Annotated in this window: 20 protein-coding genes and 9 tRNA genes; 13 read left to right on the top strand and 16 right to left on the bottom strand. The window is 67.2% G+C overall.

Annotation, left to right across the window (positions count from 1 at the left end; translation table 11 throughout):
- Window positions 1-404: 404 nt before the first annotated feature.
- On the top strand, window positions 405-2,258 hold the full coding sequence (locus ACPEH1_RS10240) for a methyl-accepting chemotaxis protein (RefSeq protein ID WP_423715731.1): 1,854 nt from the start codon (window positions 405-407) through the stop codon (window positions 2,256-2,258).
- 318 nt (window positions 2,259-2,576) lie between these two features.
- Here ACPEH1_RS10240 and ACPEH1_RS10235 read toward each other — a convergent pair.
- Window positions 2,577-2,663 (bottom strand) — tRNA-Leu (locus tag ACPEH1_RS10235).
- A gap of 125 nt (window positions 2,664-2,788) precedes the next feature.
- Here ACPEH1_RS10235 and ACPEH1_RS10230 point away from each other — a divergent pair.
- A complete protein-coding gene (locus ACPEH1_RS10230; RefSeq protein ID WP_017357138.1) occupies window positions 2,789-3,169 on the top strand; it encodes a response regulator in 381 nt (126 codons plus the stop codon).
- A 19-nt stretch (window positions 3,170-3,188) separates the two neighbouring features.
- Here ACPEH1_RS10230 and ACPEH1_RS10225 read toward each other — a convergent pair whose 3' ends face one another.
- Window positions 3,189-4,145, bottom strand: a complete 957-nt coding sequence (locus tag ACPEH1_RS10225) for an SOS response-associated peptidase family protein (RefSeq protein WP_017357139.1) — start codon at window positions 4,143-4,145, stop codon at window positions 3,189-3,191.
- Window positions 4,146-4,249: 104 nt separating this feature from the next.
- On the opposite strand from ACPEH1_RS10225, the gene ACPEH1_RS10220 reads away from it, so the two are divergent.
- The gene (locus tag ACPEH1_RS10220) at window positions 4,250-4,666 is read left to right on the top strand and encodes a GNAT family N-acetyltransferase (protein ID WP_017357140.1); all 417 of its coding nucleotides are present in this window, start codon (window positions 4,250-4,252) and stop codon (window positions 4,664-4,666) included.
- Window positions 4,667-4,728: 62 nt separating this feature from the next.
- On the opposite strand, the gene ACPEH1_RS10215 is transcribed toward ACPEH1_RS10220, so the two are convergent.
- From ACPEH1_RS10215 to ACPEH1_RS10175, 9 genes are all read right to left on the bottom strand, one after another.
- Window positions 4,729-4,804: transfer RNA gene (locus tag ACPEH1_RS10215), tRNA-Glu, on the bottom strand.
- Between the two features lie 48 nt (window positions 4,805-4,852).
- Window positions 4,853-4,928: transfer RNA gene (locus ACPEH1_RS10210), tRNA-Ala, on the bottom strand.
- 109 nt (window positions 4,929-5,037) lie between these two features.
- A tRNA-Glu gene (locus ACPEH1_RS10205) sits at window positions 5,038-5,113 on the bottom strand.
- Window positions 5,114-5,161: 48 nt separating this feature from the next.
- A tRNA-Ala gene (locus ACPEH1_RS10200) sits at window positions 5,162-5,237 on the bottom strand.
- 124 nt (window positions 5,238-5,361) lie between these two features.
- A tRNA-Glu gene (locus ACPEH1_RS10195) sits at window positions 5,362-5,437 on the bottom strand.
- 50 nt (window positions 5,438-5,487) lie between these two features.
- Window positions 5,488-5,563, bottom strand: a tRNA-Ala gene (locus tag ACPEH1_RS10190).
- Window positions 5,564-5,707: 144 nt separating this feature from the next.
- Window positions 5,708-5,783: transfer RNA gene (locus ACPEH1_RS10185), tRNA-Glu, on the bottom strand.
- A gap of 52 nt (window positions 5,784-5,835) precedes the next feature.
- Window positions 5,836-5,911: transfer RNA gene (locus ACPEH1_RS10180), tRNA-Ala, on the bottom strand.
- A gap of 148 nt (window positions 5,912-6,059) precedes the next feature.
- Window positions 6,060-6,458, bottom strand: coding sequence for a heavy metal-responsive transcriptional regulator (locus tag ACPEH1_RS10175; RefSeq protein ID WP_136006959.1), 399 nt, complete (start codon window positions 6,456-6,458; stop codon window positions 6,060-6,062).
- 226 nt (window positions 6,459-6,684) lie between these two features.
- On the opposite strand from ACPEH1_RS10175, the gene ACPEH1_RS10170 reads away from it, so the two are divergent.
- The 7 genes from ACPEH1_RS10170 to ACPEH1_RS10140 all read left to right on the top strand — a co-directional run bounded on the left by ACPEH1_RS10170 (window position 6,685) and on the right by ACPEH1_RS10140 (window position 15,922).
- Window positions 6,685-7,749 (top strand): GlxA family transcriptional regulator, encoded by a 1,065-nt coding sequence (locus tag ACPEH1_RS10170; protein ID WP_136006956.1) that lies wholly within the window; start codon window positions 6,685-6,687, stop codon window positions 7,747-7,749.
- A gap of 75 nt (window positions 7,750-7,824) precedes the next feature.
- Window positions 7,825-8,628, top strand: coding sequence for a TlpA family protein disulfide reductase (locus ACPEH1_RS10165; RefSeq protein WP_017357142.1), 804 nt, complete (start codon window positions 7,825-7,827; stop codon window positions 8,626-8,628).
- A 39-nt stretch (window positions 8,629-8,667) separates the two neighbouring features.
- A complete protein-coding gene (gene dsbG, locus ACPEH1_RS10160) occupies window positions 8,668-9,486 on the top strand; it encodes a thiol:disulfide interchange protein DsbG (RefSeq protein WP_026070942.1) in 819 nt (272 codons plus the stop codon).
- Between the two features lie 360 nt (window positions 9,487-9,846).
- Complete coding sequence (locus tag ACPEH1_RS10155; RefSeq protein ID WP_423715730.1) at window positions 9,847-11,280, top strand: DcaP family trimeric outer membrane transporter; 1,434 nt, start codon at window positions 9,847-9,849, stop codon at window positions 11,278-11,280.
- Window positions 11,281-11,331: 51 nt separating this feature from the next.
- The gene (gene adiC / locus ACPEH1_RS10150) at window positions 11,332-12,681 is read left to right on the top strand and encodes an arginine/agmatine antiporter (RefSeq protein WP_017357145.1); all 1,350 of its coding nucleotides are present in this window, start codon (window positions 11,332-11,334) and stop codon (window positions 12,679-12,681) included.
- Window positions 12,682-12,702: 21 nt separating this feature from the next.
- Window positions 12,703-14,991 (top strand): Orn/Lys/Arg decarboxylase N-terminal domain-containing protein, encoded by a 2,289-nt coding sequence (locus tag ACPEH1_RS10145; protein WP_017357146.1) that lies wholly within the window; start codon window positions 12,703-12,705, stop codon window positions 14,989-14,991.
- Between the two features lie 28 nt (window positions 14,992-15,019).
- Window positions 15,020-15,922, top strand: coding sequence for a cation diffusion facilitator family transporter (locus ACPEH1_RS10140; protein ID WP_017357147.1), 903 nt, complete (start codon window positions 15,020-15,022; stop codon window positions 15,920-15,922).
- 22 nt (window positions 15,923-15,944) lie between these two features.
- Here ACPEH1_RS10140 and ACPEH1_RS10135 read toward each other — a convergent pair whose 3' ends face one another.
- Window positions 15,945-16,328 (bottom strand): hypothetical protein, encoded by a 384-nt coding sequence (locus ACPEH1_RS10135; protein ID WP_017357148.1) that lies wholly within the window; start codon window positions 16,326-16,328, stop codon window positions 15,945-15,947.
- A gap of 139 nt (window positions 16,329-16,467) precedes the next feature.
- Between ACPEH1_RS10135 and ACPEH1_RS10130 the strand changes: the two genes are divergently transcribed.
- Both ACPEH1_RS10130 and map read left to right on the top strand, forming a co-directional pair.
- Window positions 16,468-16,680, top strand: coding sequence for a ParD-like family protein (locus ACPEH1_RS10130; RefSeq protein WP_017357149.1), 213 nt, complete (start codon window positions 16,468-16,470; stop codon window positions 16,678-16,680).
- Window positions 16,677-17,477: a type I methionyl aminopeptidase gene (gene map / locus ACPEH1_RS10125; protein WP_017357150.1), complete on the top strand. Its 801-nt coding sequence runs from the start codon at window positions 16,677-16,679 to the stop codon at window positions 17,475-17,477. Before ACPEH1_RS10130 ends, map begins: the two co-directional genes overlap by 4 nt.
- Before the next feature lie 6 nt (window positions 17,478-17,483).
- On the opposite strand, the gene ACPEH1_RS10120 is transcribed toward map, so the two are convergent.
- Window positions 17,484-17,855 (bottom strand): hypothetical protein, encoded by a 372-nt coding sequence (locus ACPEH1_RS10120; RefSeq protein WP_017357151.1) that lies wholly within the window; start codon window positions 17,853-17,855, stop codon window positions 17,484-17,486.
- A gap of 314 nt (window positions 17,856-18,169) precedes the next feature.
- On the opposite strand from ACPEH1_RS10120, the gene ACPEH1_RS10115 reads away from it, so the two are divergent.
- Complete coding sequence (locus ACPEH1_RS10115) at window positions 18,170-20,347, top strand: hypothetical protein (RefSeq protein WP_423715729.1); 2,178 nt, start codon at window positions 18,170-18,172, stop codon at window positions 20,345-20,347.
- Between the two features lie 71 nt (window positions 20,348-20,418).
- On the opposite strand, the gene ACPEH1_RS10110 is transcribed toward ACPEH1_RS10115, so the two are convergent.
- From ACPEH1_RS10110 to ACPEH1_RS10100, 3 genes are read right to left on the bottom strand one after another with little or no spacing between them, the layout of a single operon-like run.
- Window positions 20,419-20,655: a hypothetical protein gene (locus ACPEH1_RS10110; RefSeq protein WP_026070944.1), complete on the bottom strand. Its 237-nt coding sequence runs from the start codon at window positions 20,653-20,655 to the stop codon at window positions 20,419-20,421.
- On the bottom strand, window positions 20,652-21,356 hold the full coding sequence (locus tag ACPEH1_RS10105; RefSeq protein ID WP_262072203.1) for a glutamine amidotransferase: 705 nt from the start codon (window positions 21,354-21,356) through the stop codon (window positions 20,652-20,654). Before ACPEH1_RS10105 ends, ACPEH1_RS10110 begins: the two co-directional genes overlap by 4 nt.
- Window positions 21,353-22,138 carry a YggS family pyridoxal phosphate-dependent enzyme gene (locus ACPEH1_RS10100; protein ID WP_136006947.1) on the bottom strand — a complete coding sequence of 262 codons (786 nt, stop codon included), beginning with the start codon at window positions 22,136-22,138 and terminating at the stop codon, window positions 21,353-21,355. Before ACPEH1_RS10100 ends, ACPEH1_RS10105 begins: the two co-directional genes overlap by 4 nt.
- Between the last annotated feature and the right edge of the window lie 17 nt (window positions 22,139-22,155).

The following is a 22,155-nucleotide window of genomic DNA, read 5'->3' as shown; positions in this document are numbered from 1 at the left end:
CCGCTGCCACGGCGGTCCGGGATACTCGCCGGCCACGCGAATGGACAGGAACAGCCGGATGCGCCCCCCGGATCGCGAGGGACGTGACCGCCCTGGCGATGGCTCTGGCTGGATCGGCCGGTGTTCCCGCCCAAGCCGCTGCCGGCCCTGCATATCGATTGATCGGCCGCCCTAAAGGTTGCCTGCCAGGGGCCGCTATATCGGTCGGAGTTGCCCCCTGCGTGGCAGGGGGACCTGGCGGCCTGTCTGATCGATAGATCCACCCGACCGTGCTCCGGTCGTGCACTGCCTCTGGAAGTCGCGTCATTTCAACTGACGATGTTCGTGCGTCCCAAACCAGCTGATCACCCGCGCCGGACATCCCGTTCGGCGTCGCCATCGCTTATCGGACACGAGGTCATACGATGTTTACTTCAGGCTTGCATACGCCGGTGCGTGCACCGCTGTCGGTCACTGCCGTCGATTCACCCTGGCGCGCCCTGCGCGGCCTGTTCCGCGCCCGCCGCAGCCACGGCGAGGCGGGGGCCGGGGCGGCCGCACGCCACCAGGCGGCGCTGGAAGCGCAGGTCGCGGCCCTGCACCGCGTGCAGGCCGTGATCGAGTTCGACCTTGACGGCACCATCCTGGAAGCCAACGACAACTTTCTGCAGACGCTGGGCTACACCCTGGCGGAGATCCAGGGGCGGCACCACGCGATGTTCGTCGACCCGGTGCAGGCGCAGAGCGAGGAGTACCGCGCGTTCTGGGCCAAGCTGGGGCGCGGCGAGTTCGACGCCGGCCAGTATCGCCGGGTCGGCAAGGGCGGCCGGGAGATATGGATCCAGGCGTCCTACAACCCCGTGTTCGACAGCGATGGCCGGCCCTACAAAGTGGTGAAATTTGCCACCGACATCACCGCGCAGAAGTTCCAGGCGGCCGATTTCGCCGGCCAACTGGCGGCGATCAGCAAATCCCAGGCGGTGATCGAGTTTGGCATGGACGGACGCATCCTTGCCGCCAACGACAACTTCCTGGCGGTGATGGGCTATCGCCTGGAGGAGGTGCGCGGCCAGCACCATTCGATGTTCGCCGAGCCCGCCTACCGCCAGAGTGCCGAGTACCAGCGCTTCTGGGAAAAGCTGGGTCGGGGCGAGTTCGACGCCGGCCAATACAAGCGACTGGGGCGCGATGGGCGTGAGGTGTGGATCCAGGCGTCGTACAACCCGATCTTCGACATGAACGGTCGGCCGTTCAAAGTGGTCAAGTACGCCACCGATGTGACCGCGCAGGTGCAAGCCAGTCTTGCCCTGGAGCTGGCGGTGGCGCAGACCCGTGAAGTGGTGGCGGCGGCCCAGGGAGGGGACCTCACCGGCCACATTCCGACCGCCGACAAGCGCGGCCCGATCGCCGAGCTCTGCGAGGGCATCAACGCGCTGGTCGAGGCGATGGCCTCGATCATCGGGCAGATCAAGTTCGCGGCCGACACCATCGCGGTCGGTGCCAGCGAGATCGCCGAAGGCAACAGCGACCTGTCGGTGCGCACCGAGCAGCAGGCGGCGTCGCTGGAGGAAACCGCGGTGTCGATGAAGGGGCTCACCGCGACCGTGCAGCGCACCGCCGACAACGCCCGCCAGGCCAGCGCGCTTGCCAGCGGCGCGGTCGATGTCGCCGACCAGGGCGGACACGTGGTGCACGACGTGGTGGCGACGATGGCGCTGATCAACGACTCCTCGCGGCGCATCGTCGACATCATCGGAGTCATCGACGGCATCGCATTCCAGACCAATATCCTGGCGCTCAACGCAGCGGTGGAGGCGGCGCGTGCCGGCGAGCATGGCCGTGGCTTCGCGGTTGTCGCCTCGGAGATCCGCTCGCTGTCGCAGCGCTCGGCCGACGCCGCCAAGGAGATCAAGCAACTGATCGGCGACTCGGTGGAGAAGGTCGGCGCGGGAACCGCGCAGGTCGAAAGCGCCGGACGGACGATGACGGACATCGTGGTCAACGTGAAGCGCGTCAGCGCGTTGATGAGCGACATCAGCGCCGCCGCCCAGCAGCAGAGCGAGGGCATCCAGCAGATCAACCGTGCCGTAGAGCATATCGACGAAGGCACCCAGCAGAATGCGGCGCTGGTCGAGGAAGCGTCGGCGGCGGCGCGCAGCATGGAGGAGCAGGCATCCCAGTTGCTGCAGACCGTGGCCGGATTCCGAGTGGATGCGGCAGTGGCGCAGACGCAGCGACAGGCAATGCAGGGCGCCCAGCCGGTACTGCGCCTGGTGTGAGCGCAGGCGCGATGGGCGGCGGCACCGGCTGCACCCTTGCGCGTGGCTCTGGGATACGCCTGCATCCAACGGACGGGCGTACGCGGTTGCAACAGGGATGGATGTGGGCGGCCATGCTGGCGCTGGCCGAACGACTGCGCGCTGGCCATCGCCTGGCGTGAGATCGTGCCGGCGCAGGGCCGGCCGAAGTGCGCGCCAGAGCAGGGTCCAGGGCTGCCGGGTGCACCCAGCCACCGCTGCATGGGTCGACTGGCGTAAACGAAAAACCCCGCCAAAGCGGGGTTTCATCTCCGATGATTGCGGAGCGTATCGTTCCATTGGTGCCGAAGGTGGGACTCGAACCCACACGCTTTTAAGGGCGGCGGATTTTGAGTCCGCTGCGTCTACCGATTCCGCCACTTCGGCTGGCTGGCCGCGTAGTGTATACAAAACCTGCGGCGGTGGGGAGACCTGAACGCTTCAGTGTGACGGCGGCCTTCATCGGGTTGGGACGCTATAATCACCGCGCTGAACCATACAGGGAGCCGGGGATGAGCGCGCTGCAGGATCTACGGGTGCTGGTGGTGGAGAACGACGAGATGAGTGCGGCCCTGCTGCAGATGCAGCTGGTGCAGTCCGGGGCGGTCGTCGTGGGGTTGGCGGCCTCGGTGTCCGAGGCATTGCACCTCCTGGGCGAGACCGCACCGCAGGTCGCGCTGCTCGATTACCGTCTGGCCAACAACGAAACCAGTGAGGCGGTGGCCGAAGGACTTTCCGCACGTGGCATTCCGTTTGTTCTGGCGACCGGCATGGCGCCGGATCATCTGCCGGCGACGTTCCGCAGCGGTGTCGTGCTCAGCAAGCCGTACCTCACCGCGGAACTGACGGCCGCACTCGAGCGTGCCCGCCAAGGCGATTCAGTCGCCGGCTGATGCCGCGACAGAGGGCGTGTCAGGCCGCTTCCTGACAGACAAGATCAACCGGTTCGCGGTCGTCGAGAATGCGGTACTGCGCGGCCAGATCGGCCGGGTCAGGATTGAGCCACGCGTCCAGGTGTTCCGGGCGGATCGGCACGATGCAGCGGTCATGCCCGGCTGCGGCTACCGCCACCGGCGGTTCGTCGGTGATCGCCGCGAACGACAGCAGCCGGCCTTCCGGCCCGTCCCATTCCGACCACAGGCAGGCCACCAGCAGATCGCGTGCGGGCTGCGGGTGGAATTCCAGGACCACGTTCTGCGCGCGCTCGCCAGGTGCCAACGCGCGGTGTTCGAGTGCATGGCGCGGAACGTGCTCATAGAACGACTGCACCACCACGACGCCGTGTCGATGACCGAACGCGGGCTTCCAGTACCCACCGAGGCTGTCGCGGCGCGCATTGTAGGTGCCCGGGTAGAGCACGTCATTGCGGGCCGGCACATCCGGCAGCCGGCATTGGTAGCGCATCGGCTTGATCACGCGCTGGCCGCCCTCGGAAACGATCACCGGCGCGTATACGCCCGGAAAGATGCGGCTGTCGCGCGGCAGCAGCCCGGTGCGGTGCAGGTCGTCCAGGCGCGCCTGCGCGCGCTCGATCCGGTTGCCGGCGATACGTAGTTCGTTGCGTGCCTTCTGCGAAGGGCGTGCGGCGAGCTGGCTTTCAGCCGATGCCAGGCGTGCGGACTGCAGCCGGATCTCCTCGTCGAGTGCGCGCATTTCCTCGGCATGCCACTGCTGGATCTTTGCCACGATGTCCTGCCCCTGCGGCGTGCGTGCGCCGGCGAACCCGTCATCCATCGCCTTGGGCGTTTTGGGCCGTGGCTTGCCAGGATCGTGCGCATAGAGCTGCGCGAACGCCTCCAGCGACATGACCGCGCCGTACTCACGGACAAGCCTGGTGTAATCGGCACGGATCTGGGCGGAGTAGCACATGGCGGCAGGGGCGGCGGGCAGGGGAACAGGATAGGACGCGTGGGTCTCACCGGGTGCGCATGGCCTGCGTCATGCTACAGGCCCGTTCACTCCGAGAAAGCCCCATGTCCCTGCCTGCCAGCCTGCAGCTCTACCCCGTGCCGCCCACTGTCGAGGAGTACCGCCAGCTGCGCGTGCTCGCCGGCCTGAGCCCCAAATCACTGGAGGCAGCCACGCTGGGCCTGCCCAACACGGTGTTCGGGGTGAGCATCCGCGACGGCGAACGGTTGGTGGCGATGGGCAGGCTGGTCGGCGACCGCGGCTGCTTCCTGCAGGTGGTGGACATTGCGGTGGTTCCCGACCGCCAGGGGCAGGGACTGGGCAAGGCGGTGATGGGCGCGCTGGATGTCTGGCTGCGCGCGAACGCGGTCGGTGCTTACGTGAGTCTGATCGCCGATGGCCAGGCGCATCGGCTGTACGCGCAGTTCGGTTTTGCCCAGACCGCGCCGAAGTCGGTGGGCATGGCCAAGGTGGTGGGCTGACCACGCAGAGAAAGAAGCGCCAACAAAAAGCCCCGACCGGAGTCAGGGCTGTTTGTTGAAGCTGGCGTCCCCACGGGGATTCGAACCCCGGTCGCCACCGTGAAAGGGTGATGTCCTAGGCCTCTAGACGATGGGGACGCGTTGAACCGGATTTTGCTTCTGTCGGACGGCCTGTGCCCGGAGAAGTGGTGGAGCCAGGCGGGATCGAACCGCCGACCTCCTGCATGCCATGCAGGCGCTCTCCCAGCTGAGCTATGGCCCCACGTTGATGCTGCGAGCCGCCTATCATAGCGGCGCTTTTGCTGGATGGGAAGCTTTTTCTGGGGCACCAACAAAAAGCCCCGACCGAAGTCGGGGCTGTCTGTTGAAGCTGGCGTCCCCACGGGGATTCGAACCCCGGTCGCCACCGTGAAAGGGTGATGTCCTAGGCCTCTAGACGATGGGGACGCGTTGAACCGGATTTTGCTTCTGTCGGACGGCCTGTGTCCGGAGAAGTGGTGGAGCCAGGCGGGATCGAACCGCCGACCTCCTGCATGCCATGCAGGCGCTCTCCCAGCTGAGCTATGGCCCCACGTTGTACCGCGAGCCGCCTAGTATACCTGCGTGTTCACGTTTGTGGAAGACCACATTCGAAGCCCGCAGGGGGCGGTGAATAAAAAGACCCGGCGTGCCGGGCCTCGGTATTCGTTGATGAGTGGCGTCCCCACGGGGATTCGAACCCCGGTCGCCACCGTGAAAGGGTGATGTCCTAGGCCTCTAGACGATGGGGACGCATGAACTCATCAATGTTTTCAGCGCTCCTGACGGCCTAATGTCCGGAGTGGTGGAGCCAGGCGGGATCGAACCGCCGACCTCCTGCATGCCATGCAGGCGCTCTCCCAGCTGAGCTATGGCCCCACGATGCTGGAGGCGGAATTCTACGCGTGTGCGTTGCATTCGCCAAGTCTTTTCTCTGACACAACCCTGAAAAAAACCGGATCGGGACAGTGACCGTGTCAAACAAAACGCCCCGGCCAAGACCGGGGCGTTCTGCGTTTCAATTGGCGTCCCCACGGGGATTCGAACCCCGGTCGCCACCGTGAAAGGGTGATGTCCTAGGCCTCTAGACGATGGGGACGCACGAAAACCGAATTTTTCCCACGTTGCTTCAATCGGCCTAATGATTGAAGTGGTGGAGCCAGGCGGGATCGAACCGCCGACCTCCTGCATGCCATGCAGGCGCTCTCCCAGCTGAGCTATGGCCCCACGTCGTGAGGAGCGAAATCATAGCGACGGCGTTTTCGATTGGCAAGAGAAAACTGCACGAAATTTCTCATCCATTGCCTCAACTGCATTCACGCGGCCGCGTCGATAACGCGATACGTGACCTGTGTCGTGCACAACGGCAGCGTGGCTATCGGTGCGGTGCTGTCAACGCGGCCAGGATCGGGCACTCGCCGCGTTCGCCGTGGCCGGGGCACGCATCCACCAACTGCTTCAGTGCACCGTGCATGCGCTGCAGTTCGCCGATGCGCTGTTGGATGTCCTGCAGTTTCTGCACGGCGGTACTGCGGACCTGCGCCATGTCCTGTCCATGCTGGTCGCTGAGCGACAGCAGTTCGCCGATTTCCTCCAGGCTGAAACCCAGCGCCTTGGCGCGACGGATGAACTGCAGCCGCGTCAGGTCGTCTTCGCTGAAGACCCGGTAGCCCCCGGCGCTGCGGCGCGCGGTCGGCAGCAGGTGCTGCCGCTCGTAGTAGCGCACGGTGTCGATGGGCACGCCGGCCTGGCGCGCGAGCTGTCCAATGTTCATGACCACCTCGGAAGAAGATCGCCCTCATTGTGAACCCTGGAGCCGGGTCGAGGGTCAAGGGTCTGGCCGTTGGGCGGCCCTGTGCAAGGTTGGCTGCAAAGATGCAATTAGTTTCATGGATGGCCCTCGAGGCCGTCCGTAACCTCCAGCGAACTGTTGATCGGGCGTGCGCGCAGGCGCCTCCCGGCCCCCCCGATGACGGGTAACGCTGCTGGAGCTAGGTCGCATGAACACCTCGTTGAACTCCCTTCCGCCGCGGCGCAAGCCGGCTGCGCCAACGCTGATGGAAGTGGCCGTGGTCGAGTACGCCGGCAGCATCCGCGGCGCTGCGACGGTGCTTTCCGAGCTCGCGCAGCTCTCCAACCGGGTTGCGGCGGCCAGTCGGCGGCCCGGCGCGCGCATGCTCGTCACCCGCTGGACCCTGTGCCCACGCGGCGGCGGAATGCAGCGCATGGCCGGTGCCACACTGTTCGGCGAAGCATTGCCGGCGGTCGTGGTGCTGCCCGGCAACGAGCCGGGCTGGGCGATGTCGGTCGCCGGCGAGGCGCTGCTGGCATGGCTGCGTGACTGCCATGACGCCGGCAGCCTGCTGGCCGGGTGCGAGGAGGGCGCGCTGCTGCTGGCCCGTGCCGGCGTCCTGGCCGGGCGGCCGGTGCGGCTGCCCAGCCTGGACCGCTGTGCCGCGCTGAAGGCGGTTGTGCCCAGCTGGCTGCCGAGCGAGCGCACGCTGGTGGACGATGGCGACCTGCTCACCGCCGCCGGCACCGATGCCTGGAAGTACCTGAGCCTGCGTCTGCTCGCCCGGGTGTACGGGCACAGCGTGATGTCGTCTGTGTCCCAGCAGCTGCAACTGGTGATTCCGCGGACCGTGCAGGATGATCTGGAGCGCTTCAGCCCGAACTTCGCGCACGGCGACCGCTGCATCCTTAAAGCGCAGCGCTGGTTGCACGGCATCGCTGCGCGTGGAGTGAGCCTGCAGGACATCTGCGATTCGGCGGGATTGGAGCCGCGCACCCTCCAGCGCCGTTTCCTGCGTGCGACCGGGATGCGGCCCATCGAGTACTGCCAGCGGCTGCGCATCGCCAAGGCGCAGATGCTGTTCCAGGCGGGTGGGGCGATCGACGAAGTCTCCTGCCACGTGGGCTACTCAGACCAGAGCGCCTTCCGACGGCTGTTCCTGCGCATCGTCGGGACGACACCGGCGCGCTATCGGCGTCAGATCGTCAGCCAGCGTCGCGAGCGTGCCGCGGCAACTACGGTGCGCGCGGTGGAGAGCATGCGCGCGGCATGACGTGCGGCGCTGCGGCTTGATCGCAGCGGTGCATGCTGGGACCATGCGGGAAGGCCCGATACCGAAAGCGAAACGATGATAAGCAGTGTCGGCCCGGTGCCGTTGGTGGTGGTGTGGGTGCTTGTTGCGATGGGTGTGGCGATGCTGGTGGCGCGCATGGTGCGTGCCGAGCCGAAAGAAAAGGCGCCCACGCCGCGCAGTGTATTGTTCGACATGCTGCTGATCGGCCTGCTGGCCGGCCGACTCGGGTTCATCCTGCGCTACTGGACCGACTACCGCCACGATGGCTGGGCTGTGTTGCGCCTGGGTGATGGGGGGTTCCTGCCTTGGGTGGCCATCCTGGTCGGCCTGGGCTGGGGCGCATGGCGCCTGCGGCGCTGGCCGCATCTGCGCCGCTCCGTGGCGGCCGGCGCGTTGGCCGGCGTGCTGTGCTGGGCCGCGCTGTCGCTGGGCAGTGGCTGGCTGCAGCGCGATCGCATCGCGCTGCCCACACTTGCACTCACCCGTCTGGACGGGGTGCCCGACACGCTGGGCGGCGCACACGCGCAGCCGACGATCGTCAATCTCTGGGCCACCTGGTGCGGACCGTGCCGGCGCGAGATGCCGGTGCTGGCCCGTGCCCAGCAACGCCATTCCGACCTGCGCTTTGTGTTCGCCAACCAGGGCGAGACCGCTGAAGAGGTTCAGGCCTTCCTCACGGCCGAAAGGCTGTCGCTGCACAATGTGCTGCTGGACGAGCCCATGCACGCTGCCGCGGCGCTGCATGTACAGGCGTATCCGACTACCCTGTTCTTCGATCGTGACGGGCGGCTGCAGGAGGTGCACCTGGGGGAACTCAGTGCCGCCAGTCTGGAATCCAAGCTCGCGCGGCTGCGATAGCCGCGCGGGTTCTTCTGTCTTTCAATTCCGGGAGTTGCCATGCTGTCCACATCCTTCCCTGCGCTGGGTACTGTATTGAGCGCCGCGCTGCTGTTGAGCCTGTCCGGCTGCAGCCAGGCCCAGGCACCGAAGGCACCCACCGCCACCGCCGGCAAGACGGGCGAGCGGCCGGCCGTGCTCAAGAGCATCGAACAGCAGGGTTTCGAGGTGATGGGCGAGTTCGACGCGCCCGGTGGCCTGCGCGGGTTCGCAGGGGTGGTCGGCGGGCAGCAGCCGGCCGCGGCGTACGTCACTGCCGATGGCAAGCACGTACTGGTCGGCAGCCTGTTCGACGCGCAGGGCAAGGATATCGGTACCGAGCCGGTCGAGCGTCTGGTGGCCGCGCCGATGTCCGCGCGGCAGTGGGCCAAGCTCGATGCCAGCGCCTGGGTGCGCGATGGCCGCGCCGACGCGCCGCGGGTGGTGTACACCTTCAGCGACGCCAACTGCCCGTACTGCCATCGCTTCTGGGAAGCGGCGCGGCCGTGGGTCGACAGTGGCAAGGTGCAGCTGCGCCATGTGATGGTCGGCGTGATCCGCGAGGACAGCCCGGCCAAGGCGGCGGCGATCCTCACCGCGCCGAACCCAAGTGCGGCGCTGCTGGAGAACGAGCATCGATTTGACCAGGGCGGCATCAAGCCAGCGGCGAATCTCACCGCGGAGGTGGCCAACAAGCTCGATGCCAACCAGGTGTTGATGATCGAGATGGGTTTCCAGGGCACGCCGGGCATTCTGTTCAAGGACGACAAGGGCATGCTGCAGCGTCGTGCCGGCATGCCGCAGGGCCAGGACATGGACGTGGTGATGGGCCCGCGCTGAGTCGCGCCAGGCCCACTGCGTATCGCGCGCCGGTGCAATGCCGGCGCGCCGGACCGCCGCGCCGTGGTATCGCCGGCGCCGGTTGATCTGGATCAAGGTAAAAAATCCGGCGCGCACTAGTCTGTAGCGCATGCGGTATTCCTCAGACGTTTTGCGTGCTGTGCGTCGCACGGCGCGACTGTCATCGACGCGTCGGCAACCATTCACGAGCTCCTCACCCAGCGGCTGGTACTCAAGCCGCTGGCATTCGTGCCGAACGCGACATGCGATCCGGGATGAGGAGGGAATCCCGCGCCGGACCCTGCTTCGTCGCCTGGCGACGTCGACGGGCAGCACTGTCTGTGATTCATGGAGGACGCAATGCGCCTGGGTGTGTTGACGTTGGCAGGTACGCTCGCGCTGGTGGCTGTCCCGGCCCACGCACAGGATTCGGCCGAGACGCTGCGCCAGGAGATCCGGTCGCTGCGGCAGACCCTGGACGCGATGGAAAAGCGCCTGAATGCGATCGAGTCGACGCAGACCCCGGCGGCCCCCGCCGCAGTGACATCCTCACGTGTGGTGCCTGACGCAGGCACGGTGGCTTCCTTGCCCGCGCCGACCGGCGGCGCAACGCATGTCCCCGGCAGCGGGCAGGCGATTCTGCCGCAGCGCGATTCGGTGGCCGATCCGTCCAGTGCCGCCTCGCGCCCGGACAGTGCGGCCGGACCGACGGACCCCGATCTGAAAGGCTTCTTCGCGGTACCAGGCACCGATACGCTGATCCGCATTGGCGGCTACGCCAAACTGGATGCGATCGCCGATGCGCGTGCGGCCGGTGACCAGGAACAGTTTGTCACCTCGTCCATCCCGGTGGGCAGCGCGCACCGCGATGTGTCCAACTTCACGCTGCATGCCAAGCAGACCCGTTTCAGCTTCGAAGCACGGCGACCCACCACGCACGGCAATCTGCGCTTCTACCTGGAGAACGACTTCTTCGGCAGCAGCGACAGTTACCAGTTCCGGCTGCGCCACGCCTACGGCCAGCTGGGCAACACCTACGCCGGGTATGGCTATTCCACCTTCATGGACGCCGACAGCCTGCCCGATACCCTCGATTTCGCCGGGCCGGGTGGCGCGGGCTATCTGCTGGTAGCCGGTATCCACCACAGCATCGCGATGGGCAAGGGCAATACCCTGACCGTGGCCGCCGAAGACCCGGACACACAGCTCAGCGCGCCGGCAGAGGGGATGATGGCGGTGGACCGGCTGCCCGATGTCACCGTCACCGCCCGCATGGAGCGCGACTGGGGCCATCTGCAGCTCGGCGCGGTGGCGCGCAGCCTGGGCTACGACGGCGATGACGGCGATGGGCGTCGTTTCGGCGGTGGCGTGCAGTTGAGTGGATCGGCGTCGGTGGGCGAGCAGGATCTGCTGCTGTTCGGTGCATTGGGCGGCAAAGGCCTGGGACGCTATACCGCCGACCTCACCGGGTCGGGCATGGACGCCGTGGTCACCGCCGATGGCCGCCTGGAGGCGCTGTCGCTCTATGGCGGCTTCGTCGGCTATACGCACTATTGGACCCCGCTGTGGCGGTCGAACCTGATCTATGGCCAGCTCACCAGCGGTCGCAATGACGCGCTGGCGGCCGACGCCTTCCGGCAGAGCCGCTACGGGGTCTTCAACCTGCTGTGGAGTCCGGCTCCGTCCTGGACGATGGGCATGGAGCTGCTGTACGGCCAACTGGAACAGCAGAACGGACAACGCGCGGACACGGTGCGGCTGCAGGGCAGCCTGCAATACAACTTCATCAAGTAAACCCTCATGCCCGGCGCGACCGGGCCCATGCCTGGCAAAGGAGAAACCGTCATGGCAGAAGCGAAGAAAATCGGGGTGGTCGGCGCCACCTTCCTGGTGGCCGGCAACATGATGGGTTCGGGAGTGTTCCTGCTGCCCTCCAGCCTGGCCAAAATCGGCACGGCGTCGATCTGGGGCTGGCTGATCACCACCGCCGGCGCGCTGCTGCTGGCGTTCGTGTTCGCCAAACTCGGCAAGCTGGCGCCCAAGGCCGGCGGTCCGTACGCCTACGCGCGCGACTGGTTCGGCCCGTACATGGGCTTCCAGACCAACACCATTTACTGGTTCGCCAACTGGATCGGCAATGTGGCCATTCCGATTGCGGCGGTGGGCTACTTCAGCTATTTCTTCCCGATCCTGTCCGAGCCGCTGCCGCGTTGCATCGCGGTACTCGCACTGGTGTGGGCGCTGAGCTTTGCCAACGTGATCGGGCCGTCCTTTGTCAGCCGGTTGCAGACCGTGACCACCAGTTTCGCGCTGGTGCCGATTCTGGGCATCGCGATCTTCGGCTGGTTCTTCTTCGATCCGGCCATTTTCAAGGGCGCCTACAATGTGTCGGGTGAGTCCAACTTCGGCGCGGTGTCCAGCGCGGCGGCGTTGACGCTGTGGGCGTTCATCGGCGTGGAGTCGGCGTCGGTCACCGCCGGCGTGGTGGAGAACCCGGAAAAGAACGTTGCCCGCGCCACGCTGGCCGGCGTGTTCCTGGCGGCGGTGGCCTATATCGCCAGCTCGTCGGTGATCATGGGCATGGTGCCCAACGGCGAACTGCAGGTGTCCGACGCGCCGTTCGCGCTGGCCGCAGCCAACGCGGTGGGCGGGTGGGGCGGTGCGGCGGTGAGCCTGTGCGCCTTCATCGGCGCGGCCGGTTCGCTCGGCGGTTGGATCCTGCTGACCGCGCAGAGCGCAAAGGCGGCATCGGACGATGGCCTGTTCCCCCGTATCTTCAGCCGGACCAACAAGGATGACGTACCGGTCAAGGGCGTGCTGATCGTGGCAGTGCTGATGACCCTGGCGGTGCTGGTGACCTCCACTTCGGCCACCGCATCGGCACAGTTCGATGTGATCACCTCCGCTGCCGTCGTGCTGACCCTGCTGCCTTACATCTATTCCTGCGTGGCCTGCTATTTCGTGGTCGAGCGCTCGCACACGCTGGTCCATACCGGCGCGTTCTGGGCGCTGACCAGCATTACCGTCGTGTACTGCCTGTGGGCGATCTTCGGCTCGTCGGGCAGCATCGTGCAGTACGCCTTCCTGTTCGTGCTGTTCATCACCGTGTTCTATCCGTTCTTCAGCGAGGAGCGCCGCCGCCAGCGCGGCCAGCTGCCGGCGCTGGACGCGGTGAGCAACCCCAGGATTTCGTGACATTGCCCCAGGAGAATGCCTGTGTACTTCAAGTCGCTTGATTACCCCATCATCGTCATCGACGACGATTACGAGTCTCCGCGCATCGGTGGCATCCTGATCCGCGCGCTGGTTGACGAGCTGCGCAAGAACGACCAGCGCGTGCTGTGCGGCCTGACCCTGGCCGATGCACAGGCCGGTGCGCGCACGTATGTGGCCGCTTCGGCGGTGCTGATTTCCATTGACGGTACCGAGGACAAGCCCGAGCAGTTCCAGCGGCTGCTCGGCTTCCTGCGCGAGCAGAGCGCGCGGCGCGGCAACCTGCCGGTGTTCCTGTATGGCGAGCGGCGCACCATCGAGAAGGTACCCAGCAAGCTGCTCAAGTATGTGCACGGCTACGTGTTCCTGTTCGAGGACACCAAGAGCTTCATCTCGCGGCAGGTGATGCGCGCGGCCGAAGATTACATGCAGAATCTGCTGCCGCCGTTCTTCAAGGCGCTGATCCACCACGCCGCCGAGTCGAACTACTCCTGGCACACGCCAGGCCATGCCGGTGGCGTGGCCTTCACCAAGTCGCCGGTGGGTCGGGCCTTCCACCAGTTCTATGGTGAGAACACCCTGCGCAGCGATCTGTCGATCTCGGTTCCCGAACTGGGTTCGCTGCTCGATCACAGCGGCCCGATCAAGGCCGCAGAGAACGAGGCCGCGCGCAACTTCGGCGCCGACCACACGTTCTTCGTCACCAATGGCACCTCTACCGCGAACAAGATCGTCTGGCACGGTACCGTTGGCCGGGGCGACGTGGTGTTCGTGGACCGCAACTGCCACAAGTCGTTGCTGCACTCGCTGATCATGACCGGTGGCATCCCGGTCTATTTCACCCCCAGCCGCAATGCGCACGGCATCATCGGGCCGATCAGCCTGGACCAGTTCACGCCTGAAGCGCTGCAGCAGTCGATTGCCGCCAACCCGCTGGCGAGCAAGGCCTACAAGGCCGGCTCCAAGCCGCGCATCGCGGTGGTTACCAATTCCACCTACGACGGGCTGTGCTACAACGCCGAGAAGATTGCCGAGGAGATCGGCAGCGCGGTGGACTTCCTGCATTTCGATGAGGCCTGGTACGCCTATGCGGCGTTCCATCCGTTCTACGAGAACCATTACGGCATGGCCAAGGGCAAGCCGCGCGAGCAGGATGCGATCATTTTCACCACGCATTCCACGCACAAGCTGCTGGCTGCCTTCTCACAGGCGTCAATGATCCATGTCCGCAATGCGGCCAGCCGCGAACTCGACGCCGAGCGCTTCAACGAAGCGTTCATGATGCACACCACCACCAGCCCGCATTACGGGGTGATTGCCGCATGCGACGTGGCCTCGAAGATGATGGAAGGGGCGGCCGGCGAGTCCCTGGTGCAGGAAATGCACGATGAGGCCATCGCCTTCCGGCGCGCCATGCTGCACGTGCGAGAAGACCTCGGTCGCGACGACTGGTGGTTCAGTGTGTGGCAGCCGGACAAGCTGGAGCGTTCGTTGGCCAAGGGCGACGCCCCGGCGCCGATGGTGGCCAAGCGCGAGGAGTGGTATCTGCAGCCTGGCGCGCACTGGCACGGCTTCGATGGCCTGGTCGAGGACTATGTGCTGATCGACCCGATCAAGGTGACGTTGCTGACCCCCGGGTTGTCGATGGACGGCGAGATGGGGCAGCGCGGCATTCCGGCCGCGGTGCTGAGCAAGTTCCTGTGGACGCGCGGCATTACGGTGGAGAAGACCAACCTGTACTCGGTGCTGTTCCTGTTCTCGATGGGCATCACCAAGGGCAAGTGGAGCACGCTGGTGACCGAACTGATGGCGTTCAAGGAGCTCTACGACAGCAATGCGCCGCTCAGCCGCGCCCTGCCGCAGTTGGTCGCTGACTACCCGCAGGCGTACGCGGGCTGGGGACTGCGCGACCTGTGCCAGGCGTTGCATGCCTTCAATGGCGAGTTCGCCGTGCCACAGGTGATGCGCGAGATGTACGTGGACCTGCCCGAGCCGGTGCTGACGCCGGCCGAGGCCTACGACCACCTGGTGCGCGGGCAGATCGAGCGGGTCGATATCGAGGCGATCAGCGGCCGCATCGCCGGCACCATGCTGGTGCCGTACCCGCCGGGCATCCCGACGATCATGCCGGGTGAGCGTTTCGGTGCCACCGACGAGCCGATCATCCAGTCGCTGCGCATCGCCCGCGAACAGAATGCGCGGTTCCCGGGCTTCGAGTCGGACGTGCACGGGCTTATCATCGATCGTGACGGTGATACGCCGAGCTACAAGGTGGAGGTGCTGAAGGTCTGACGCCTGCGCGACGGACCCTCGGCAAGCGATGGATACAGCACGCGAGCAGCGGGTCCTCAAACTCTCCATCGGGATGACGATGGCCGTCAGCGCCGTCGGCTTCGGCGGTGGCCTGCTGGTGGGATCGCAGGCCATCCTGTTCGACGGGGTCTACAGCCTGGTGGATGTGGCGCTGACGCTGGTGGCGCTGTCGGTGCTGCGGCTGGTGGCGCGGGAGGAAAGCCCGCGCTTCCAGTACGGCTACTGGCACCTGGAGCCGATGGTGGAGGCCCTCGGCGGGGCGATCCTGTCGCTGGCATGCATTTACGCACTGGCCAATGCGGTGATCGGCGTGACCACCGGCGGCCACGAGGTGAAAGCCGGGCCTGCCCTGGTGTGGGCGGCCGTGCTGTGCGTGAGCAACCTGGGCATGGCTGCGTTCGTGCGCACCCGGGCGATGCGGCTGCAGTCGGCGCTGTTGTGGCTGGACGTGCGCGCCTGGCTGCTGAGCGGCCTGATGAGCCTGGCCGTGGTGCTGGCGTTCGCGCTGGCGCTGCTGCTGCGCGGCGGCGACCATGCGCATTGGATTCCCTATCTGGACCCGCTGGTGCTGGCGGCAATCAGCCTGGCGGTGCTGCCGGTGCCGCTGCGCAGTGCCTGGAAGGCCATGCGCGAGGTGCTGCAGGTGGCGCCGGACACCCTGGACGCGCGCGTGCAGGCGGTGATGAAGGACTTCGTGGCCGAACACGGCTATCTGGATTTCACCAGCCACGTCGCCAAGATGGGGCGCATGCGGTTTGTCGAGATCCACATCCTGACCCATCCGGACACGGTCATCGGCACCATCGGCAGCGTGGACGCGCTGCGCGACGAGATCGCCGCGCGCCTGGACGCTCGCGGCAGCGAATTCTGGCTGACCATCGATTTCACCGCCGACCCGGCGTGGACCTGAAGGGGAGCGGGTACAGCGACTGCTACAGCCAGATCGAACGGCGCACGCTGACGTGGCTGATGCGGCCCTGGACGGTGTGATAGGTCACGTCCAATCCGCGCGTGAGCAGGGGGGATTCATCGACAGGCACCCTGCACACGAGGCGATCCGCCGACGGTGACCGGCAGCGGTAATAGAGGAAGTCGGTGGATGCCGGATCGGCCGGGCGGCCGCGCATGGTGCGGTTGAGGCCGGCCTCTATCGTTGCCGCAGGCACGGGAATGCCGGGCAGGTCCAGCCCGGCGCTGTGGGTGAGCGTGTCGATCGGGCTCACGCAGCCGCAGGCCGATGGCGAATAGCCGACCAGCGCCACGCCCGCCGCCAGCGCCGCCACGGCGGCCGATGACACCAGGAGCATCCTGCGCATTGCGTTCCTCCGTTCGGGGCGTTTCCGTCGGCGGCATCCTCGCACGGACCGGTGGCGGTGGCGACCGCATCGGCTGCGGTATTGCACGGCATATATGGAGCATATATGGTGTATATCCTATTCGTATTGGAGCGCCTGTATGGGCATCGTCAACATCGACGACGCGCTGCACGACAACCTGCGCCGCGCCAGCGGCGTGTCCGGCCGCTCGATCAACGCCCAGGCCGGGTTCTGGATCCGTATCGGCATGCTGTGCGAGATGAACCCCGGCCTGAGCTATCAGGAGATCGTCAGCCGCGAGCTGCGCGCCGCCGGGGTCGATCCCGGCCTGCTGCCGGCGGTGCCGGCATGATCAAGACGCCCGACGAACAACAGCGGATGCGCGAAGCGGGTCGGCTGCTGGCATCGGTGTTCGAGGCGCTGGACCGGTTGCCGCTGGAAGGCATGAGCACGCTGCAGGTCAACGACTGGGTGGAACACTTCATTGTTGACCGGCTGCACGCGCGCCCGGCCAGCAAGGGCCAGTACGGCTTCGCGTATGTGCTCAACAGCTCGATCGACAACGTGGTCTGCCACGGCGTGCCATCGGCTGCGGACGTGCTGCGTGCCGGCAGTATCGTCAACCTGGACATCACCCTGGAGAAAGGCGGGTACATCGCCGATTCCAGCAAGACCTATCTGATCGGCGAGGTGGACTACGCGGCTCGTCGGCTTGTGCGGGTGACCCGCGAGGCGATGTGGAAAGGCATCGGCGTGGTACGGCCGGGCGCGACGCTGGGCGATATCGGTTTTGCCATCCAACAGCACGCCAAGGCGCACGGCTACAGCGTGGTGCGCGAGTTCTGCGGCCACGGCATCGGGCGCGAGATGCATGAAGAGCCGCAGGTGCTGCACTACGGCCGCCGTGGCGACGGCCTGGCGCTGGAGGAAGGCATGGCCTTTACCATCGAACCGATGATCAACCAGGGCCGGGCGGGCATCGACATCAGCGAGGACGGCTGGACGGTGACCACGCGCGACGGCCGGTTGTCGGCCCAGGCCGAACACACTGTGCTGGTGACCGCCGACGGGGTAGAGGTGCTGACGTTGCGTAGCGACGAGCGGGACACGCTGGGGCGATACGCCGGTCATCGCCCACTGCCACGCTGAGCACGCTCAGGGATCGCCGGCCGCGGCGCGGGCCTGGATGACCTTGTCGATGGTGAAGCCGGGCAGCATCGCGCGCATTTCCTCGATCATCGCCTGGCGGGAGGCCTCCGCATCGTCAACCGGGAGGCCTGCTTCCAGCGCGCGCCGGTAGGTATCCAGACCGGCCGCCTGCAGTGCGGCGTCGCAGTGCGAGGCCGCCGCCAGCGCGATCTCGGTGGCGCTGGCGGTGCTTCGATGGTGCTGCTGCGCGTAGCCGAAATGGCAGCCGAGCAGCGCTGTCAGCGGCAGGTCCTGCGCAGGTTCGGCGTGCTGTGCCTGTGCAAGGGCCGGTACGGTGCCCAACAGGGCGAGCAGTGCGATGCGGAGGCGGGGATGCATGGAGGGTTCCTGTCGAGGTGGGTCGTGGCGGGCGCGGTCAGGATGCACCCGGGCGATCGACCGGCGCCCAGTGTCCCATCCGTCCGGCGACGCATTCAATGAAGGCGCGCAGTCTGGCGCTCACGTGCCCGCTCGGGGGAGGCGGCATGCATCGGCATCGGGTCGATCCGTCACTCGGGAAACAGGCGCACCAGGTCGCCCGTGGCCCCATGCCGGGCAGCCATGACGTTGGGCAGCCACAGCGCACCTTCACGTGCCGCCGCAGGCCCGGTGCCGATAGTAGGGGCTGTTCCTGCTGCCGGTTGCCGTTGCCCATGCCATTGATTCCCGAGCGCGTACGCCGCTGGCCCCGTCCGTGGCGCGTGGCGCTGTTGTCGCTGCTGGTGGCGTATGCCCTTTATCTAGTGGCCGGCAATGTCTTCCTCAACACGCCCTTGTTCGACGCGGTCACCAACCGCAAGCCGGAGAAGTTCGCCATGCAGACCGGCGCGGCGCTGACCCTGGTGCCGGGACACGCCATCGTCTGGAACGTGCGCATGCGCGGCCAGGCCAACCGCACCGTGTACATCTTCCGCGCCGACCGGGCCAGCGCCTGGATCGCGCTGCCGGCGCTGTTCCGCCGCGAAGTGCGCATCCCGCGGATCGACGCCAGCGGCGTGGAATCGGAGGTGGAACGTGTTGGCGCGGCGATTCCGCCGCCGCCACGCAGTGATCGCGGCTGGACCCTGCGCTTCGACGCGATCCACAGCGACAGCATCCGCAGCGGGCGCTTCGGCAAGCTGCTGGTCACCGGCCAGGGCAGTGGCACGGTCGGTTTCCTCAAGCAGCTGCGCGGCGGTCCGTCGGAACTGTTCGATTCCACCGCGGCATTCGACCGGGCCGCAGTGACCTTCGATGGCGTCAAGGTGCTGGACGACGCGCACCTGGAGGCGCGGTTCCGTTACCCGCGTCATTACCGCGACGAGGCACCGGGGCTGCGCAAGTTCGACATTACCTGGGCGCAGCTCAGGATCGATGCGCGCAGCCAGGGGCTGCGTCTGGATACGGCCGGTGCGCACATCAAGGTCGGCAGCATGCCCTCCAATGCCCGGCTCAACGCCGACGTGACGATGGATCGTGGCGTGCTGCAGCCGGGCAGCCGGGTGGTCTGGCGGGTGCCGGTGCATGCCGGCGTGCATGCCACCGATCGCGGTCTGCTGTCGCTGCAGCTGGATGTGGCGCAGGACATGCGCGTGCAGGCGCGGCTGCCGCGTGACCCGGAGGCCGGCAGTGAACTGCACGCCGATCTGCGCGTGACCGGGCGGCGCATTCCGTTCCAGGCGCCGGCGGACCTGCTGCCGCGGCTGTCCGGGCAGGTCAGTGGCGCCTGGCAGTTCCAGTCCCTGAACTGGATCGCCGACCTGTTCGTGCGCAAGCCGTGGTTCCATCTGGACGGGGGAGGGCTGCTGGAAGGCGACCTGAAGATTGCCGAAGGTCAGCTCGCGCCGGGCAGTACGCTGGATATTCCGCAGGTGGCCGCGGTGGCCGAAGTGGCCGGGGTCCGTCTGCAGGGCGACGCCAACGCGCACGGCCGCATCGTCGCAGGTGCACCCGCGCAGGCGCAGTTGGACGTTGAGATTCCCCGGTTCCGCGCGGCACCGGCGGCCACGCCGAAGGCGCTGCTGTTCGACGGTCGCGACATGGCGTTGACGCTGCGTGGCGATGCGCGGCTGCAGCAGTTGCGTGACGGCATGCGTGCGCACCTGCGCTTCAACGATGCGCGGGTGCCGGACTTGACCGCCTACAACCGCTACCTGGAGGGCGACAATGTGCGTCTGCTCGGTGGCACCGGCCTGCTCAGCGGCGATGTCGAACTGGATTCGGCCGGCCGGGTGGGTACCGGTCGCGCCGACCTGCGCGGTCGAGGTGCGCAGTTGCAGGTGGCCGGCCTGGCGATGCGTGGCGACGCGCAGTTGAAGGCACGGGTACGTCGGGCCGACTTCGACGCCCGGCAGTTCGACCTGGCCGGCACCACGGTGGATCTGCGCAACATCCGCGTCGGTGATGCCACCGCACCGGCCAACTGGTGGGGCACCGTGGCATTGCGCCAGGGCCACATCGATGCGGCCGCACCGTTCGAGGTCACCGCACAGGCCGATCTGCGGCTGCGTGATGCGGGGCCGCTGCTGGGGGTGTTCGCCGAACGCAGTGCGTATCCGCGCTGGGTACTGGGCCTGCTCGATTCCGGCGAGGTCCAGGCCAGTGGCCAACTGCGCTGGCGCAGCGGCGAGTTGTGGGTGGATGACCTGCAGGCCGAGAACGAACGGCTGTCGCTGCGCGCGCGGCTGGACCTGGCCCGCGCGCAGCGGCGCGGCAACCTGTACCTGCGGTGGGGCGTGCTCGGGGCAGGAATCGAGCTGGATGGCCAGCAGCGCAAGTGGCACCTGGCCGGCGCCCGTGAATGGTACGAGCAGCAGCCGCGCGTGTTGCCGGCGACCGCACCGGCGCCCTAGCGCGCCGGCTGCGGACGCGCTGGGTGCGCGCGACGGTGCGCGGTTGCGTGCCCCGCGACCGGCGATGGAGCTCAGGGGGCCGTCATGTCCCGGTACACCGGCGCGCTGCTCAGGACCTTCAGTCCGTCCGGACCACTGTGCAGCACCCGTTGTTCGCCCACGGCCTGCTGCCACTGCAGGTGAAAGCCATCCTGCGCGGGCAGGCGACCGGCCAGCGCCACCAGGTGGTCGCGCGCGCCCGGGCCGTCGCTGTCGAACTGGCCCCAGCGCACACCGTGGCAATGGATGATCAGCCGGTAGCCACTCATGCGCATGCCTCCAGCCACGTGGTGAACAGGTCGCGTGCGGCGGCAGCGAGCGGTGCGCCGTAGCGTGCCGCCTGATCGCGGAGCACGCGCGGATCGATGCCGGCAGCGTGCAGCTCGTGGGCATGGCCGATCAACCAGGCCTCGGTGCGGCGCGCATCCAGTTCCGGATGGCATTGCAGGCCAAGCACGTGCGTGCCGAGGGCGAACGCCTGCTGCGCACATGCCGCTGTGGCTGCCAGACGCTGTGCGCCGGGTGGCAACGTGAACGTCTCGCCATGCCAGTGCAGCACCGGAATGCCGGCCAACGCACGCAGGGGCGAGGCCATGCCGGCATCGGTGAGTGAAAGCGGGGCGAAGCCGATTTCCCGGGCGCCCATCGGCGCGACCCGCCCACCGAGCGCGCGCGCGATCAGCTGCGCACCCAGGCAGATGCCGAGGATCGGCCGCTGCTGCCGCAGGCGGCGCTCCAGCAGTGCCAGCTGCAGGCGCAGGAACGGGTAGGTATCGGTGTCGTTGGCACTGATGGGTCCGCCCAGCACGATCAGCAGATCGGCGGTGTCAGCGGCGTCCAGCGGATCGATGCCGGCCTGCAGGGTCTGCAGCTCCCAGCCCCGTCCGGCCAGTACGGTGCCCAGCGTGCCGCAGTCTTCGAACGCGACGTGCCGGATGGCGACGGCGCGGCGCTGTGGCGCCGCCATCATGGCGCAGGCCCTGCTGCTGCGGGGGCGGGCCAGTAAAGGCTGTCCGGAGTGCTGCGCGCGCCGAAGATGGCCTGGCCGACGCGGACCACCGTGGCACCTTCCTCGATGGCGATCTCGACATCCCCGGACATGCCCATCGACAGGGCATCCAGGCTCACCCCGGCCGGGAGCTGCGGCGACAGGCGATCGCGCAGTTCGCGCAGGCGCACGAAGCAGGGGCGCACCTGTGCGGGGTCGGGGGAGAACACGGCCAGAGTCATCAACCCGCGCACGCGCAGGTGCGGGAAGGCGGGCAACTGCTGCACGAAATCGGCGACCGCGATCGGGTCCAGCCCGTACTTGCTGGCCTCACCGGACGTATTGACCTGCACGAACACGTCCAGCGTGCGCTGTTCCAGCGCCAGACGCTGGTCCAGCGCCTGGGCAACGCGCAGGCTGTCCAGCGCCTGGAACTCGCTGGCGAAGCGTGCCACGTCGCGCGCCTTGTTGGTCTGCAGATGGCCGATCACCGACCAGCGCAGACCGGCGAGGTCGGCCATCGCAGCGGCTTTGCGCTGCGCCTCCTGCACCTTGTTCTCGCCCAGCTCATGGCAGCCGGCCTGCCACGCAAGGCGCAGGCGGGCTTCATCGACGGTTTTGCTCACCGGCAGGAGCCGGACGCCCGCCGGGTCGCGCCCGGCGCGGGCGCAGGCGCGGGCGATGCGTTGACGGACCACGTCGAGGTTGTGCGCGATCTCGTCGACGGTGGTGGCCTGCGGCCAGTCGGGTGGGGCAAGGGGCATGGGGGACTCCGGTGTGC

Source organism: Stenotrophomonas sp. NPDC077421 (genome assembly GCF_049545505.1).
Taxonomy (GTDB): Bacteria; Pseudomonadota; Gammaproteobacteria; order Xanthomonadales; family Xanthomonadaceae; genus Stenotrophomonas; species Stenotrophomonas nematodicola.
This window is presented reverse-complemented; position numbering and strand designations above follow the sequence as displayed.

Coding starts and splice junctions, on each gene's coding strand:
- ACPEH1_RS10165 (WP_017357142.1), top strand. CDS start 7,825: ATGATAAGCAGTGTCGGCCCGGTGCCGTTGGTGGTGGTGTGGGTGCTT.
- adiC (WP_017357145.1), top strand. CDS start 11,332: ATGGCAGAAGCGAAGAAAATCGGGGTGGTCGGCGCCACCTTCCTGGTG.
- ACPEH1_RS10110 (WP_026070944.1), bottom strand. CDS start 20,655: ATGAGTGGCTACCGGCTGATCATCCATTGCCACGGTGTGCGCTGGGGC.
- ACPEH1_RS10170 (WP_136006956.1), top strand. CDS start 6,685: ATGAACACCTCGTTGAACTCCCTTCCGCCGCGGCGCAAGCCGGCTGCG.
- ACPEH1_RS10225 (WP_017357139.1), bottom strand. CDS start 4,145: ATGTGCTACTCCGCCCAGATCCGTGCCGATTACACCAGGCTTGTCCGT.
- ACPEH1_RS10135 (WP_017357148.1), bottom strand. CDS start 16,328: ATGCGCAGGATGCTCCTGGTGTCATCGGCCGCCGTGGCGGCGCTGGCG.
- ACPEH1_RS10230 (WP_017357138.1), top strand. CDS start 2,789: ATGAGCGCGCTGCAGGATCTACGGGTGCTGGTGGTGGAGAACGACGAG.
- ACPEH1_RS10240 (WP_423715731.1), top strand. CDS start 405: ATGTTTACTTCAGGCTTGCATACGCCGGTGCGTGCACCGCTGTCGGTC.
- ACPEH1_RS10175 (WP_136006959.1), bottom strand. CDS start 6,458: ATGAACATTGGACAGCTCGCGCGCCAGGCCGGCGTGCCCATCGACACC.
- map (WP_017357150.1), top strand. CDS start 16,677: ATGATCAAGACGCCCGACGAACAACAGCGGATGCGCGAAGCGGGTCGG.
- ACPEH1_RS10155 (WP_423715730.1), top strand. CDS start 9,847: ATGCGCCTGGGTGTGTTGACGTTGGCAGGTACGCTCGCGCTGGTGGCT.
- ACPEH1_RS10220 (WP_017357140.1), top strand. CDS start 4,250: ATGTCCCTGCCTGCCAGCCTGCAGCTCTACCCCGTGCCGCCCACTGTC.
- dsbG (WP_026070942.1), top strand. CDS start 8,668: ATGCTGTCCACATCCTTCCCTGCGCTGGGTACTGTATTGAGCGCCGCG.
- ACPEH1_RS10115 (WP_423715729.1), top strand. CDS start 18,170: ATGCCATTGATTCCCGAGCGCGTACGCCGCTGGCCCCGTCCGTGGCGC.
- ACPEH1_RS10140 (WP_017357147.1), top strand. CDS start 15,020: ATGGATACAGCACGCGAGCAGCGGGTCCTCAAACTCTCCATCGGGATG.
- ACPEH1_RS10105 (WP_262072203.1), bottom strand. CDS start 21,356: ATGATGGCGGCGCCACAGCGCCGCGCCGTCGCCATCCGGCACGTCGCG.
- ACPEH1_RS10100 (WP_136006947.1), bottom strand. CDS start 22,138: ATGCCCCTTGCCCCACCCGACTGGCCGCAGGCCACCACCGTCGACGAG.
- ACPEH1_RS10130 (WP_017357149.1), top strand. CDS start 16,468: ATGGGCATCGTCAACATCGACGACGCGCTGCACGACAACCTGCGCCGC.
- ACPEH1_RS10120 (WP_017357151.1), bottom strand. CDS start 17,855: ATGCATCCCCGCCTCCGCATCGCACTGCTCGCCCTGTTGGGCACCGTA.